Source organism: Methylogaea oryzae, from assembly GCF_019669985.1.
In the GTDB taxonomy this organism is placed as follows: domain Bacteria; phylum Pseudomonadota; class Gammaproteobacteria; order Methylococcales; family Methylococcaceae; genus Methylogaea; species Methylogaea oryzae.
In genome coordinates this window covers 2,487,681-2,503,312 of record NZ_AP019782.1, presented here as the reverse complement: position 1 = coordinate 2,503,312, position 15,632 = coordinate 2,487,681, and the positions used below count along the sequence as shown (strand labels likewise).

Here is a 15,632-nt window from a genome sequence, read left to right as displayed (position 1 = left end):
TTTAATATGACAAAGGATGGGAAAACGCCAAGTATAAAGACGACTGCGCCAGCTTCGCAATGTCGCGCCCCGGCGGCGGCTCGCCGGCCGGCGGCGCGGGAACCGCGTACGGCGCGGCTTCGCCGAGGCGAGGCTGCGATGGTGCGCGGGAGGAAACACTGAATCCATGCGTTTGGGACAGTCGGGCGCGGGCCGGGGGACGGTGGCGCCCCGGCCCCGTTCGATCAACCGTCCTGGCCCAGCCATCCCCGGCGCACGGCGATTTTGACCAGCTCCAGCAGCGGGCTGATGCTGGCGGCCACCGCGCCCGCCACCAGCCAGTCTTCCAAGGACAAGGCCACCGTGCCGAATAGCGGTTGCAGCCAAGGCGGCTCCACCACCAGCCACAGCCATATCAGCTCCCACGATACCGCCAGCAGCAGCCAGCGATTGCTGAACAGGCCGCGAAAGACGGAGTGGCGGTCGGAGCGGAAGTTGTAGGCTTTGAATAGTTGAATCAGCACCAGCGCGACGAAAGTCATGCTCATGGCTTGCTCCACGCTGCGCCCCGATTGCAGGCACCCGATGAACAGGCAGAGATTGACCAGCGCCGACCAGATGCCGCCCGCCACCATCAGGCCGACCACCGGACTGGTGAATATGCCGCGCCGGGCGTCGCGGGGGCGGCGCCGCATCAGGTCGGTTTCGGCCGGGTCCACCGCCAGCGCCAGGGCCGGCAGGCCGTCCGTCGCCAGGTTGACGTAGAGGATCTGCACGGCGCTGAGGGGCATGGGCAGGCCCATGAGGGCGGCGCCGCCCATGAGCCCGATCTCGCCCAGGTTGGAGGAGAGCAAGTACATCAGGTACTTCTTGATGTTGCCGAAAATGGCGCGGCCTTCCTCCACGGCGGCGACTATGGAGGCGAAGTTGTCGTCGGTGAGCGTCATGGCGGCGGCCTCCCTCGACACCTCGGTGCCGGAAATGCCCATGGCGATGCCGATGTCGGCCTGCTTGAGCGCCGGGGCGTCGTTGACGCCGTCGCCGGTCATGGCGGTGACGTGACCGTTTCGCTGTAGCGCCTTCACCACGCGCAGCTTGTGGGAGGGGGATACGCGGGCATAGACGTCGATGGATTCCACTTCCCGCGCCAGCTGCGCGTCGTCCATGGCGTCCAGCTGCGCGCCGCCGACCACCCGGCCGTTGTCCAGAAGCCCTAGTTCCCGCGCCACGGCCTGGGCGGTATGGGGATGGTCGCCGGTTATCATCACCACTTTGATGCCCGCCCGATGGCAGGTCTTGATCGCCTCGCGGGCTTCCGGGCGGGGCGGGTCGATCATGCCCACCAAGCCGAGGAACAGCATGTCCCGTTCGGCGTTTTCCAGGCTGGCGTCGCTTTTTTGCGCGACGGCCAGAACCCGCAGCGCTTGTCCTGCCATGATGGCGGCCTGCCGCAGTATGTTTTCGTGCGACTCGGCGTCCAAGGCGATTGCGCCCTGGCTGTCCAGCCGGGCGGCGCAGCCGGCCAGGATCACCTCCGGCGCGCCCTTCGCGTAAGCGACCACGTCGCCGTCGACGCGATGCAACGTGGTCATGCGCTTGCTTTCGGAAGAGAAGGGGATTTCGCCGACGCGGGGAAAACGTTCGCCCAAATCGGCTTTGGCCAGGCCGGCCTTGGCGGCGGCGCAGACCAGCGCGCCTTCCGTGGGGTCGCCCTTCAAGCGCCAGCGTTTTTCGCTGTCGTCGTAGAAGATTTCCGCGTCCGCCGCCAGGGCGCCGGCTTGCAGTAGTCGCTTCAGCGGCGCGTCCGCCGCGGTCGGCTTGTTGTCGCGCAGAAACGCCCCGCTGGGCGCGTAGCCGGCGCCGCCGACGTCCCAGTCCGAGTCGCCGCAAACGATCCGCCTGACGGTCATTTCGTCCTTGGTGAGGGTGCCGGTCTTGTCGGAGCAGATGACCGAAGTGCCGCCCAGGGTTTCCACCGCGGGCAATTGGCGGATCAAGGCGTTGCGGCGGATCATCCGTTGCGCGCCGATGGAGAGGGATATGGTTACCACCGCCGGCAGGGCTTCCGGCACCACGGCCACAGCCAGGGCGATGCTGAATATCAGCATGTCGATGACGGGCTCGCCGCGCCAAACGCCGGCGGCCATGATGACGGCGACGATGAGCAGGGCCGCCACGGCGAGATTGCCGCCGACTTTGTCGAGGTTCTGCTGCAACGGCGTTTTATGGGGCGCGGCGTCTTTCAGCAGGGTCACGATGCGGCCGAACTCGCTGTCCATGCCGGTGCTCACCACCACGGCGCGGCCCCGCCCCTGGGTGACGGACGTGCCGCCGAAAGCCATGTTGACGCGGTCGCCCAGCGGCGTTTTGGCGTGGCCCAGGGGCGCGGTGCTTTTTGCCACGGGCACCGATTCGCCGGTTAACGCGGCTTCTTCCGCTTCCAGGTTGACCGCTTCCAGCAGGCGGCAGTCGGCCGGCACCTTGTCTCCGGCGTGCAGCAACACGATGTCGCCCGGCACCAGCTGGCGCGCCGGCGCCAAAATCTCCTGGCCGTCGCGCAGGACGGTGGCGTTGGGCGCCGCCATTTTGCGCAACGCCTCCATGGCCTTTTCGGCGCGGAACTCCTGGAAAAAACCCAGCAGCACGGCGAACAGCACGATGACGGCGATGGCGACGGCTTCCAGCGTATGCCCCAGCCAAGCGGAAATGGCGGTAGCGATCAGCAGGATGACGATTAGCACGTTGGCGAACTGGCGCAGCAAATGCCGCCAGGCCGAGGCGCCGGCGGCGGTCCGCAGCTCGTTGGCGCCGTGGGCTTTCAGGCGCCGCTCCGCTTCGGCGTTGCTCAAGCCTTCGTGGCCGCTGGCCAATTCCGTGAGCACTCGCTCCGCGGCAAGGGTATGCCAGCTGGGCGCGGCGGATTCGCTGGGAAGGGCGGGGCTGCGTGCCTTGGGGCGCATGACGAATAGCCGGTTGTTGTCGGTTGTTCCATAGTGTAGCGCCGCTAGCTACGGGCTGGGGCTGGCGGATCGGCGGCCGCGCCGCGGAGGCGAGCGGGGCGTTTGGTCCGATGCGGCCATGGGATTCGTGATAGGTTCTACAATTTAGCCCATCGGAAATCAGCGGAGCGCAATTATGGGGGGGGGAGGCGACGGGCAGGGCAATATCGTCATCGTGGACGATCAACCCAACAACCTGCACGTGTTGAGCGGCATCTTGCAACAGGCCGGATACAAAGTCCGTCCGGCGCTGAGCGGCGAGTTGGCGCTGAAATCGGTGGCTTCCTATCCGCCGGATCTGGTTTTGCTCGACATCCGCATGCCCGGCATGGACGGCTACGAGGTGTGCCGGCGGCTCAAGCAAGATGCGCAATTGCGCGAAATTCCCGTGATTTTTATCAGCGCCCTGCAGGACGTGGAGGACAAGGTGGCGGCCTTCCAGGCGGGCGGGGTCGATTACCTGACCAAACCGTTCCAGATGGAGGAAGTGCTGGCCCGGGTGCAGGCCCATCTCAAGCTTTACCGCTTGCAGCGGGATTTGCAGGGCATGGTCGAGGAGCGTTCCCAGGCGCTGGTGCAAACGCTGGAGCGTTTGCAGGAAAGCCAGCGCAGGTACAGCGACATCCTGGAGCAGACCATACAGGCCATCGCCCTCACCATCGAAAAACGCGATCCCTACACCGCGGGACACCAGGCGCGGGTGTCCAAGCTGGCGGTCGCCATCGCGGGGGAAATCGGCATGGAGCCGGAGCGCATCGAAGGGCTGCGCCTGGGCGCCATGGTGCACGACATCGGCAAGATTTACGTTCCGGTGGAAATCCTCAACCGTCCCGGCCGCTTGTCGGAAAACGAGTTTTCCCTGGTCAAAACCCATCCGCAAGTGGGCCACGAAATCATCGCCAACGTGTGTTTTCCCTGGCCGGTGGCGGAAATGATCCTGCAACACCACGAACGCATGGACGGCAGCGGCTATCCCCGCGGGCTGCGAGGCGAGGACATTTTGCTGGAGGCGCGCGTGATCGCGGTGGCGGACACCCTGGAAGCCATGGCGTCCCATCGGCCCTATCGGCCGGCGGTGGGGTTGCCGCAGGCCTTGGCGGAAATCCGCCGAGGCGCGGGCGCCATTTACGACGCCCAGGTCGCCGCGGCCTGCCTGTGCCTGGTGGAGGAAAAAAACTACGTCATTCCCGGCTGAGTTGGCCGGCGCTTCGGAAGTCTTGGCCGGCGCGTGCTCGGCCGGATTTTATGCAACCCCGCGGAGATAAACACCATGAAATACCGAGCGTTGTCGTTGCTGTTGGTCGGCGCCATGCTGTTGCCGCCGGCCATGGCGGGGGAGGTCGGGCCGGTCGTTCCCGAAACCGTCGGCTTGTCCTCGGTACGCCTGGATCGGGTGAGTGGATTTATCCGCCGGCACGTCGAAGAGAAAAAAATGGCCGGCGCCGTGGTATTGATCGCCCGGAAAGGCAAAATCGCCTATTTCGAGCCGTTCGGCCAAGCGGACGAGGATAAGCCGATGCGGAAAGACACCATGTTCCGCATCGCGTCCATGACCAAGCCGCTGGTGAGCGTGGCGTTGCTGCAGTTGTACGAGGAGGGGCGTTTGCTGCTGTCCGACCCCGTCGCCAAATACATCCCCGAATTCGCCCACCCGAAAGTGCTGGAAATGCTGCCGGAAGGATCCAACCCGCCGTTCAGGCTGGTGCCGGCCAAACGGGACATCACGGTGAAGGATCTCCTCCGCCACACCGCCGGCCTGCCGTACGGCTTCGCCGCCGATTGGCATCCCAATGATCCCCTGTACCGGCAAATCCACGCCTTATACGAGGAGGCGGGCATCAGCAGCGGCTTGTACGAAACCGGCGGCAGCATCGGCGACATGGTGAAGCGGTTGGCCCGGCTGCCCTTGGCCCGCCAGCCCGGCGAAGCTTTCGAATACGGCATGGCGGCGGACGTGCAAGGTTATTTGGTGGAGGTCGTTTCCGGCATGCGGCTGGACGATTACCTGCGCGAAAAAGTCTTCAAACCGCTTAAGATGAACGATACCTACTTCTTCCTGCCGGAAAGCGAACGGTCCCGCCTTTCCGCCTTATGGAAAAGCGATTGGAAAGGGAGCCTGGAAAAAGTGACCGACGGCCCGCATCAGGAAGGCGCTTACCGCTATTCGCCCAGTTACCAGTACGCCGGGCCGAAAACCTTCCTGTCCGGCGGGGTCGGCGTCACCAGTACCGCTTACGATTACTATCGCTTTTGCCAGATGCTGCTGAACAAGGGAACGTTGGACGGGACCAGGTTGTTAAGCCGGAAAACGGTGGAATTGATGACCGCGACCAATCAAATCGGCGAGCTCAACGCCACCACGCTGCACGACGACGGCTGGAAGTTCGGACTGGGCGTGGCGATTCAGGCGGACCGCGCCCACGGCGTCGATGCCGGCAGCGTGGGCGCTTTCGAGTGGGCGGGCATTTTTTCCACTCGTTTCAGCGTCGATCCTTCCGAGCAGAAAATCACCATCTTCCTCTCGCAAACGCACCCGTTTAATCACCACTTCGATTTATGGGACAAATTGCTCGTCCTGTCCGCATCGGCCATCGACGATTAACCCGAGTAAACATCATGAACCCCACGATCTCTCCCTATGCCCTCGTTTCCGCCCCGGCCAAGCGATCGCGTTGGCTGGCGGCCCTGTTGCTGGCTTGCTCCTGCGCTGCGAACGCCACAGCGCCCCGCGTGGCGCCGCAGATGTTCGGCGAGGAAAAAGCCGCCGACGTCGTGGCGTACGAAATGGCGCCCCTGGCCGGAGCCGCGTTGCCGGACAAAGGTCTGGCCGTGGCGATCGTGGCTGCGGCATTTCAAGCGGCCGCCAAGGACGTGGCGATCGACGTGTTGCCGGCCAAGCCCCTGGCGAAGTACTCGCTGCTCAACAGCGAAGCCGCCGCCATGGTGGGCGAACTGCGCGACCTGTCGGAACAGGAAAAGGCCACGGTTACGCCGGAGGCCTTTTACGTGTCCACGGGGGCCTGGTATTACTACCAGCCGGCCTACGGCAACGGTTTGTCCTGGTCGGGAAATCCCGCCGAGCTGAAGGATTTATCCTTGGGGACGCTCCCCGACGAGGACATGGAGCCCTATAACAAGGCGGGAATACGCGCGGCCCAAGGCGATTTACGCACATTGTTGGAAGGCCTGCGGAGCAAGAAAATCGACTTGGCCGGCTTGCCCGACCTGGCCGGCCAATATTGGGTCAAAAGCAATTACCCCGAGGAAGCGGATAAATTGGTTCGGTTGACCCCGCCCGCTTGGGAGAAGCCTTGGTATGTCCTGTTTTCCAAGAAACATCCCCGCGCCGGCGAATTGCGCGCCGCGTTCGTCAAAGGCATGAGCCTCATCGTCAAAAACGGCGACTATCTGGCGTTGCTGGAGAAATATGGCGGCAAGCAGTCGTCGCCCGCTGATGCGCTCGATCGCTTGAAGCGTTATCGTCCCGCCGCCAAATGACGCCGACCGCCGCCGAAAATCGAGCGTGGGATTGCCTGCGCCGGGGGGCGTCTGCGGCCGCCTGGCTCGCTTTGTTGTGCCTGACGCTTAGCCGGGATATCCGGGCGGAAGCGTTTTCCGTCGCTTTCCAGTCCACCGCCACGCCGCCCATCTGGGGGCCGGAGCTTCCCGGCGACGGCATGGGAGGGGAGATTGTGAAATTGCTGTCGGAGGCGGCCGATGTGCGCTACTCCATAGACTACATTCCCGTTGCGCGGTTTCGCCGCAGCGCTGCCAGTTATATCGTCGGGGATCCGGCCATCCTGACCACCAAAAAATCCAGATTCGTTTTTCCTATCGCGCTGTTCAATTCCTCGCTTTTTTATTACAAACCGCACCAGGCCAAGCCCTTGCGGCCCCAGTTGCAGGATTTGAGCGGTTCCCGCTTGGGCGTGCTGCGCGGCACGGTGGAGGACAGTAATTATTTCACCAGTCACGGCATTCGCGTCGAGGAGAGCGATTCGATCGAATCGCTCTTGAGAATGCTGAGGAAAAATAGAATCGACGTATGCATTTTGATCCGCCTTGCCGGCGTCTACGAAATAGAGCGTATTTTTCTAGACGATAAAAATAACTTCGCTGAAGTGGCCATTCCCGGCACCACTCGCCCCATCGCCATCATGCTCGACGCCGACACGGCGGAGGGCAGGGCCGTCGCCGAACGTTACCGAGCGGTGATGGACAAGGTTCTGATGAGCCGGGAGTATCGCGATATTATCGAAAAATATTATGGCGACTGGGGTGTTCCGGGGAACTGGTTCGACGCGCTGAAAGAATTTGAGAAATCTTACGCCGCCGGCGCGGCCGATTAGTTTTTCGGAATCGAATCGTTACTCATGGAGACGGGTTTGAAGACCAAAAAGCGGAGATCGCTTTATCGTACGCTGACCGTGTGGCTGATCGTTTTGATGTCGCTGGTCTCGATGGCCGGGAATACGGTTAACTATCTCTACCTGCTAGACAGGTCGGAGGATTATTATTCCCGCAAGTCGGCCGATTATGTGGATTATTTGCTCAAGGCGTTCGAGTGGCCGTTGTGGAATGTCGATAACGCGCTGATCCATAAAATCGCCGAGGCTTTCGCGGCCAACGCGGAAATCGATTTGCTGGAGATTCGCGACGACCAAGGCGAGATCGTTTATAAGTTGGACAAAGGCGCCGATGAGAACCGGCGCGTGCAGCATCTTTCCGTTCAGCACGACGGCAAGGAAATCGGCGCCATCGAGCTTGGCGTCGCGACCAATGCGAACGTCAGAGAGAATCAGCGCTTATTGTGGCTGAGCTTGGGCAATATGGTGCTGGTCGCCATGACCTTGATTTTGTCGACTTACGGATTGTTGGCCAGGCTGCTGAGAAAGCCCATCGCGACGCTGGTGGAGGCGAGCGAGGAAATTATCCAGGGCAATTATCGCCAAATCGAGCTTCCCAGCAGCTTTACCGAGTTTTCTTCGATTATTTCCGCCTTCGAGGCCATGGCGGACGCGGTGGAAGTGCGCGAGCACGGCTTGCGCCGCATCAATGAAAATTTGTTTACCGAAGTCGCCGAGCGCAAGCGCGCGGAAGCGGCGTTGCGGGAAAGCGAGGAGCGTTGGCATTTCGCCCTGGAGGGCGCCGGCGACGGCGTGTGGGATTGGGACATCCAAAGCGGCCGGACGTTTTTTTCCAAGCGCTGGAAGGAGATGCTCGGTTATGCCGAGGAGGCGTTCGACAATAGTCACGCCGCGTTCGAGCGGCATATCCACCCGGAGGACACGTCGCGGGTGAGCGGCGCGTTGCAGGATTATTTCTCCGGAAAATCGGACGGTTACAGGGTCGAATTCCGCATGCGCTGCAAGGACGGCGCGTGGAAGTGGGTGCTGTCGCGCGGCAAAGTGATCGATCGCGACGCGGCCGGCAAGCCCCTGCGCATGATCGGAACCCAGACCGATATTACCGACCGTATGCGCGTGGACGAAGAGCTGAGCGCCTACCGGGACCATTTGGAGGAAGAGGTGCGGCAGCGCACGGCGGAATTGGCGGCGGCCAAGGAGGCGGCGGAGGCCGCCAACCGCGCCAAGAGCACTTTTCTGTCCAATATGAGCCACGAGCTGCGCACGCCGCTCAACGCCATACTCGGTTTTGCCCAGCTCATGGGGCGCGATTCGCGCATTCCGGCGGAGGGACTGCGCAACTTGGACATCATCAACCGCTCGGGCCGCCACTTGCTGGCGCTGATCAACGACGTCCTGGACATCTCCCGCATCGAAGCGGGGCGCGTCACGGTGAGCAATGCCCCGTTCGACTTGGACGATACCTTGAGCGCCATCGAGGACATGATCCGCATTCGCGCGGAAACCAAAGGCCTGGATTTCGGCGTGGAGCGCTCGGGGCTGTTGCCTCGTTTCGTCAAGGGCGACGCCAATCGCCTGCGCCAAGTGCTTATCAATCTGTTGGGCAATGCCGTCAAGTACACCGACAGCGGGCGGGTTTCCCTGCGTTTGCGCCCCGAAGGCGACCGCATCTGTTTCGAAGTGGCGGATACCGGTCCGGGCATCGCGCCGGAACACCAGCAGCGCATTTTTCAGCCTTTCTATCAGACCGATATCGGTATCGCCAAAGGGGAGGGGACGGGGCTGGGTCTGACCATCAGCAACGAATTCGTCCGCCTCATGGGCGGCGAAATTCGCGTCACCAGTACGGTTGGCCAAGGCAGCCAGTTCGCCTTCTCCATCCCCTTGCCGGAAACGGACGCGCCGGCGGAGGAAGCGGTGACGGTGGCGCAGCGGCGGGTGGTGAGCTTGAAGCCCAACCAGCCGCCGGTGCGCGTGCTGGTAGTGGAGGACAACGCCGATAGCCGGTTGCTGATCACCCATTTGCTGGAAGACGTGGGGTTCGTCGTCAAGGGCGCGGCCAACGGCCAGGAGGCGATCGAATCGTTCCAAGCCTGGCAGCCGCATTTCATCTGGATGGACATGCGCATGCCGGTGTTGGACGGCTATGTGGCCACCCAACGGATCCGCGCGCTGCCCGGCGGCGATAAGGTCAAGATCGTCGCCCTTACCGCCAGCGCGTTCCAGGAAGACCAAAGCGCCATTCTCGCCGCCGGTTGCGACGATTTGCTGCCCAAGCCGCTGGAAGAGGCGCGTTTGTTCCAGGTCATGGGCGATTTGTTGGGGTTGGAATTCAATTGCGCCGAAGCCGCCGCGGATAACAAGTCGCCCGGCGAGCCCACCAGCGCGTTGGACCTGCGCGGCATCGATCCGTCGCTGCGCGTCGCGTTGGCGCGGGCGGCGGAAACGCTGGACGTGGAAGGCTGCATGGAGGCTGTGGCCCGCATGCGTGCCGCCCATCCCGACACGGCCGCCGTGCTGGAGACGCTGATCCAGTCGTTCCGCTTCGACCGTTTGCTGGCGGAGTTGCAGCGCGAGTCCGGCCAAACCGAGGCTTAAACGCGGCGGCGGCTGGCGCGGCCCATACAACCACAGGTAAACTGGGGAAACAGCGGAGGGTTGCGCCGTTTCGGCCCGTTGGGCCGGCCGGTCGCCGGATCGATAATAACAAAGGGGGGAAGTGCGTGGCTGCCGTTAATGTCGCCGATTTGTCCATTTTGCTGGTGGAGCCTTCGGCTACCCAATTGAAGCTTATTCAGCGCAGCCTGGCCGATGCCGGCGTCAACCACGTCGAGGGCTTGTCCAGCGGGCAAGAGGCGTTGGACGTGATGGAGCGGTTTCCGCCCGATTTGGTCGTTAGCGCCATGTATTTGCCCGACATGACCGCCACGGAACTGGTTCACGCCATGCGCCAGCACGACACGCTGCAAGCCGTGCCGTTCATGCTGATTTCCAGCGAAACGCATTTCAACGCCCTGGACCCGATCCGCCAGGCCGGCGTGGTGGCGATCCTGCCCAAGCCGTTCGGCCAGGAAGAATTGCGCCGCGCTCTGCGCAGCACCATGGAGTTCATCGACCCGCAGGAGCTGGAGCTGTCGCAAGTCGATTTGGACGACTTGCGGGTGCTGGTGGTGGACGACAGCAGCACGGCGCGGGGCCATATCAAGCGGGTGCTGAGCAATTTGGGCATGAGCCGCATCAGCACCGCGCAAAACGGCCGCGAGGCGGCGGACATGTTCGCCAACAGCAGTTTCGACCTGATCGTCACCGACCTCAACATGCCGGAAATGGACGGCCTGCAATTGGTGCAATATGTGCGCCAGCGCCTGGGCGACGCGGCCGTGCCCATACTGATGGTCACCAGCGAGCAGGACGCCACGCGCTTGGCCAGCGTGGAGCAATCCGGCGTGTCCGCCATTTGCGACAAGCCGTTCGAGCCGCAAAACATCAAAGAAATCTTAGCGAGAGTGTTGCAACAATGAACGACCGTTTTCGTCACCCTGGGGACCGGCCTAAGCTGGACGGCAAGAACCTGCTGAAATTGATCGTCGGACTGGCTGCCATGGAGCTTTGTTTCTTCCTATTCCGCCAAGGCGCCGGCTGGTTCCTGAATCAACCGTCCCCCTGAGGCTCCGGCTGGCCCGCGACGTCCCGTGAAACCCATCCGCCTGCGCGCCATAGGCTTGGTCTATGGCGGCTTTCTTTTATTGATCGGCCTTTGCCTCATCGTCGGGTCGCTGTACATCAACCGCCGCTTGTCCCAAGTGGACCTGCTTTGGAACCGGTTCGAGGCCAGCCACGCGGAAAAGGCGCAGGCGCTCAACGCCTTGCACCAAGAAATCGGTTACGGCGGCATGATCCACCATTACAAGGAAATGGTGTTGCGCCGCGACGCCGCTCAGGGAGCGGCGGTGCAAGTGTCCCTGGGCGGCGCCCGGTCGGCCTTGGAGCGTTACCGCAACCTGGGCGTTTCCCCGACTGAAGCCGCGGCCCTGGATCAATTGGAGGCGGCCCTGGACGACTACCGTCAGGCCACGCTGGACGTCGTCCGGCTGCTGGGCGAGGGCTTGTGGGCGGAGGACATCGATTACCGCCTGAGGGTGGACGACACGCCGCCGCTTAGGGCGTTGGACGTGCTGGAGGTGGAGTCCGCCGCCGCTTTCCACGAGGACTCGGGCGCCTCCGGCAAGGTCGGCCTGCTCAATCGCTTGCGACGTTGCCTCGGTTACGGTGGCATGATCCACCGGTTCCACGACTACTTGCTGCGCAAGGAGGCGCCGCAAGCGGTGCTGGTGCGTAATAAGCTGACGGAAGCGCAGGGACTGCTGGACGCCTACGCCAGATTGGGCGCCAACGAGGCGGAGCAAAAGGCGTTGGGCCATTTGCGCCAGGTGTTGGAAAACTACCGGCAGGCCGTGCAGGTCGCCGAAGCGTTGGTGGAGAAAAAGACGCCGTCGGCCGACTTGTTTCGTTACGCCGCCGTGGACGACGAGCCGGCTTTGGAGGCGTTGCGCGGATTGACGCGGGAAACGGCGGCGCAGGCGGCCTTGGACGCCCGTTCCCTGCAAGCGGGCTTGGCCGACGCGTCCGCCTTGGCGCTGGGCAACGGCATCGTCACCCCGTTGCTGATCGCGGCGCTGATCGGCGTTTCCATCTGGCTGTTCCGTTCCCAGATCATCCATCCGCTGATCGGTCTCACGGACGCCATGGGGCGGCTGAGCGACGGGCAGTTGGATATCGACGTGGCCGTGAGCGGCGGTGCCGAGGAAATCCGCCGGTTGGCCGCCGCGACCCAGCTGTTCAAGGAAAAGTCGCGGGAATTGGCCGCCACGGAAAGGCGCATGCGGCAGGTGCTGGATTCCATGCCCGATCCGGTGGTGATGGTGAATGAGCAGGGCGATATCGTCATGGTCAATTCCCGTACCGAAGCGGTATTCGGCTACGAGCGCGAGCAATTGCTCGGCGCCAAGGTGGATTTGCTGGTGCCGGCGCGCTACCGTCGGGCCCACAAGCAGCAGGTATTCGGTTTCGGCCGTTCGGACGCCCACCGCATGACGTTCAACCAGGACGTCTGCGCGGTCACGTCCGACGGGCGGGAGTTGCCGGTGGACATCAACCTCAACCCCATTCAGGTGGAAGAGGGCGTGTTGGTCATCGCCACCATCCGCGACATCAGCGAGCACAAACGCATCGAAGCGGCCCTGAAGGAGGAGCGCTCGCTGATTTATTCCTTGGTCAACTCCATCCAGGACGTGATTTTCTGGAAGGACGGCAACGGCTTGTACCAAGGCTGCAACCAGGCTTTCACCCGCGCGTTCGGCAAAAGAGCGGGCGAGCTGGTGGGCATGAGCGATTACGACTTGTATCCGAGGGAAATCGCCGAATCCAACCGCAAGCAGGACGGCTATCTGCTGGAGTCGCGGCGGCCGTTCCACGAGGAGCAGAGCTGCGTGTTCGTGGACGGCAGCCAAGTGATCCTGGACACCTTGCTTACCCCCTATATGGACGAGCAGGGCAACCTCCTGGGCATCCTCGGCGTCAGCCGCGACGTGACCGAGCACAAGCGCATCGCCGCGGCTCTGGCGCGGGAGCGCTCCCTGATCTATTCCCTGGTCAATTCCATTCAGGACATCGTTTTCTGGAAGGACGTCAACGGCGCTTACCAGGGCTGCAATCACGCTTTCACCCATGCCTTCGGCAAAACCCAGGCCGAGCTGATAGGGTTGACCGACTTCGACCTGTATCCCCGGGACATCGCCGAAGCCAATCAGCAGCAGGACAAGTACTTGCTGGAGTCGCGCAAGCCGTACCAGGACGAGCAGGCTTGCACCTTCGTGGACGGGCGGGAAGTGATCCTCGATACGGTGTTGACGCCCTACACCGACGAGAGCGGCGAGTTGTTGGGCATCCTCGGCGTCAGCCGCGACATCTCCCAATATAAGCAGATGGCGGGCTGGCTGGCCGACGCCAAGGAGCGCGCTGACGCCGCCAATCGGGCCAAGGGCGAATTCCTGGCCAATATGAGCCACGATATCCGTACGCCCATGAACGCCATCATCGGGCTGAGCCAATTGGCGTTGGATACGGCGCTTAATCCCCAGCAGCGCGACTACGTGCAAAAGGTCTACAACGCCGCGCAAAATCTCCTGGGCATCATCAACGACATCCTGGACTTCTCCAAAATCGATGCCGGCAAGCTGGAAATGGAGTTCATCGATTTCGATTTGGCCAAGGTGCTGGACCACGTCGGCCAAGTGGTGGGGCAGCGGGCGGGGGAAAAGGGCCTGGACATGTTGTTCGACTATCCCGGCGACCTTCCCACCGCCTTGGTGGGCGACCCGTTGCGGCTGGGGCAGGTGTTGATCAATTTGGCCAACAACGCGGTCAAGTTCACCGAGCGAGGCGAGGTGGTGATCGGCATTTCCGTGCGGAAGCGGGACGGGGAAAACGTGGTGCTGCATTTCGCCGTGCGCGATAGCGGCATCGGCCTTGGCGAGGAACAGCGATCGCGCTTGTTCCAAGCGTTTTCCCAAGCCGACGCGTCCACCACCCGCCGTTACGGCGGCACCGGCCTGGGATTGGTCATTTGCAAGCGCCTGGTGGAAATGATGGGCGGCGATATCGGCGTGGAGAGCGCGCCGGGACAGGGCAGCACCTTCCATTTTACCGCCGCTTTCGGCGTGAGCCGCAAACTGGCCGGCCCGGCCAACGTCGTGCCGGCGACGCTGCGGGACGTGCGCGCTTTGGTGGCCGACGACAACGCCATGGCCCGTTCGATTTTGTGCCGCTTCCTGCGCGGTTTCGGCTTCCTGGTGGACGACGCGGCTTCGGGAGCGGAGGCCATGGACAAGGTGCACGCCTCTATGGCCGGCGAGCCTTATCGTTTGCTGGTGCTGGATTGGCAAATGCCGGGGATCGGGGGATTGGAGCTGGCTCACCGCATCCACCGGGAGGCCGGGCCGGGCGAGCGCGCCAAGGTGCTGATCGTGGGCGGCTACGGCCACGAGCGGGCGGCGGACGAAGAGGACTTGGCGGGGATAGACGGCTTTCTGCCCAAACCGATCGAGCAATCGGCCTTGTTCAACCAGGTCGTGTCCATCTTGTGCGGCAACGCGCTGGCGCCGGCCGATGCGGCCGGGCTGGCGGTCAATCCCGCCGACTACCGGCCGAGATTCCAGGGCTTGCGGATGCTGGTGGTGGAAGACAATGCCGTCAACCAGCAGATCGCCTCGGAATTCCTGCACAAAGCGGGCTTGGAAGTGGCTTGCGCCGACAATGGGCGGGCGGCGCTGGCGTTGTTGGAGCGGGAACGTTTCGACGGCGTGCTGATGGACATGCACATGCCGGAAATGGATGGTCTGGAGGCCACTCGCCGCATACGGCAAATGCCCCGCTTGGCAACGCTGCCGATTATCGCCATGACCGCCAACGCCATGGCCGAGGACAAAGATCGCTGCCTGGACGCCGGCATGGACGCCCATATCGCCAAGCCTATCGAATTGAAGACGTTTTACGACACGCTGGCGCGTTGGTTGCCGCCGGCGGCGGGCGCGGTGCAAGAGGCGGCGACCCAGCCGGGGCCGGCGGCGGCCGCCTCGCCCTTGCCGGACGCATTGCCTTCCTTGGCGGGCATCGACACCGGCTTGGGCTTGGCCCAGATGGCCGGCGATATGGAGCTGTACCAAACGCTGCTGAGCCTATTCCTCAGCAATCAGGGCCGCAGCCTGGAACAGTTCCGCCAAGCCTTGCACGACAACCAGCCCGTTCAGGCCGTGATGATCGCCCACACGCTGCGGGGCGTCGCCGGCAACATCGGCGCCCAGGCGTTGGCGCAGGCCGCCGGCGCGTTGGAAGACGCCGTCAAGCAGGGCGTCGCGGAAAGCGGCTTGACGCCGTTGATGGCGGCGGCCGAGCGATGTCTGCGGGAGGTGATGGAGGCTCTCGCCGCCTGGTCGTCGCAGCAGGACGCCGAAGGGGAGCACGCGGGCGACGATCAATGCGCGGCGCTGTTCAAGAGCCTGCATCAGCAATTAGCCGAGGAGAGCGTATCCGCCATCGCCACCGCCATGCGTTTGGCGCCGGCGGCGGCGCGTTTGGGCTGCGGCGAGTCCTTCGCCGAAGTCGTGCGTTCGATCGAAGCGTTGGACTACGGAAACGCCGCCCTGCGCCTGCGAGCCTTGGCGGCTCAGGAAAATATCGCCCTCTAGGTGCGTTTTCGCCGCCGCTTCGGTTTTACCTGAGCGCGGCG

General features: G+C 63.2%; 9 protein-coding genes. 8 read left to right on the top strand and 1 reads right to left on the bottom strand.

The window, feature by feature from the left end; translation table 11 throughout:
- Window positions 1–224 precede the first annotated feature (224 nt).
- Window positions 225–2,939 carry a cation-translocating P-type ATPase gene (locus tag K5607_RS10930; protein WP_221047023.1) on the bottom strand — a complete coding sequence of 905 codons (2,715 nt, stop codon included), beginning with the start codon at window positions 2,937–2,939 and terminating at the stop codon, window positions 225–227.
- A 175-nt stretch (window positions 2,940–3,114) separates the two neighbouring features.
- Here K5607_RS10930 and K5607_RS10925 point away from each other — a divergent pair, with 175 nt between their 5' ends.
- The 8 genes from K5607_RS10925 to K5607_RS10890 all read left to right on the top strand — a co-directional run bounded on the left by K5607_RS10925 (window position 3,115) and on the right by K5607_RS10890 (window position 15,591).
- Window positions 3,115–4,173, top strand: coding sequence for an HD domain-containing phosphohydrolase (locus K5607_RS10925; RefSeq protein ID WP_221047022.1), 1,059 nt, complete (start codon window positions 3,115–3,117; stop codon window positions 4,171–4,173).
- A 75-nt stretch (window positions 4,174–4,248) separates the two neighbouring features.
- Window positions 4,249–5,580: a serine hydrolase domain-containing protein gene (locus K5607_RS10920; protein WP_054773746.1), complete on the top strand. Its 1,332-nt coding sequence runs from the start codon at window positions 4,249–4,251 to the stop codon at window positions 5,578–5,580.
- Between the two features lie 14 nt (window positions 5,581–5,594).
- Window positions 5,595–6,476, top strand: a complete 882-nt coding sequence (locus tag K5607_RS10915) for a type 2 periplasmic-binding domain-containing protein (RefSeq protein ID WP_221047021.1) — start codon at window positions 5,595–5,597, stop codon at window positions 6,474–6,476.
- Window positions 6,473–7,327, top strand: coding sequence for a substrate-binding periplasmic protein (locus tag K5607_RS10910; protein ID WP_221047020.1), 855 nt, complete (start codon window positions 6,473–6,475; stop codon window positions 7,325–7,327). The genes K5607_RS10915 and K5607_RS10910 overlap by 4 nt, the downstream gene beginning before the upstream one ends.
- 36 nt (window positions 7,328–7,363) lie before the next feature.
- Window positions 7,364–9,943 (top strand): hybrid sensor histidine kinase/response regulator, encoded by a 2,580-nt coding sequence (locus tag K5607_RS10905; protein ID WP_221047019.1) that lies wholly within the window; start codon window positions 7,364–7,366, stop codon window positions 9,941–9,943.
- Between the two features lie 125 nt (window positions 9,944–10,068).
- On the top strand, window positions 10,069–10,866 hold the full coding sequence (locus tag K5607_RS10900) for a response regulator (RefSeq protein ID WP_054773751.1): 798 nt from the start codon (window positions 10,069–10,071) through the stop codon (window positions 10,864–10,866).
- Entirely contained in the window at window positions 10,863–11,012 is a 150-nt protein-coding gene (locus K5607_RS10895) for a hypothetical protein (RefSeq protein WP_156302513.1), read from the top strand. Before K5607_RS10900 ends, K5607_RS10895 begins: the two co-directional genes overlap by 4 nt.
- A 25-nt stretch (window positions 11,013–11,037) precedes the next feature.
- On the top strand, window positions 11,038–15,591 hold the full coding sequence (locus tag K5607_RS10890) for a PAS domain S-box protein (protein WP_221047018.1): 4,554 nt from the start codon (window positions 11,038–11,040) through the stop codon (window positions 15,589–15,591).
- Window positions 15,592–15,632: the final 41 nt, after the last annotated feature.

Bases quoted from the DNA above. Each gene is read 5' to 3' on its own strand.
- K5607_RS10895 (WP_156302513.1), top strand. From the start codon at position 10,863: ATGAACGACCGTTTTCGTCACCCTGGGGACCGGCCTAAGCTGGACGGC.
- K5607_RS10915 (WP_221047021.1), top strand. From the start codon at position 5,595: ATGAACCCCACGATCTCTCCCTATGCCCTCGTTTCCGCCCCGGCCAAG.
- K5607_RS10925 (WP_221047022.1), top strand. From the start codon at position 3,115: ATGGGGGGGGGAGGCGACGGGCAGGGCAATATCGTCATCGTGGACGAT.
- K5607_RS10910 (WP_221047020.1), top strand. From the start codon at position 6,473: ATGACGCCGACCGCCGCCGAAAATCGAGCGTGGGATTGCCTGCGCCGG.
- K5607_RS10930 (WP_221047023.1), bottom strand. From the start codon at position 2,939: ATGCGCCCCAAGGCACGCAGCCCCGCCCTTCCCAGCGAATCCGCCGCG.
- K5607_RS10920 (WP_054773746.1), top strand. From the start codon at position 4,249: ATGAAATACCGAGCGTTGTCGTTGCTGTTGGTCGGCGCCATGCTGTTG.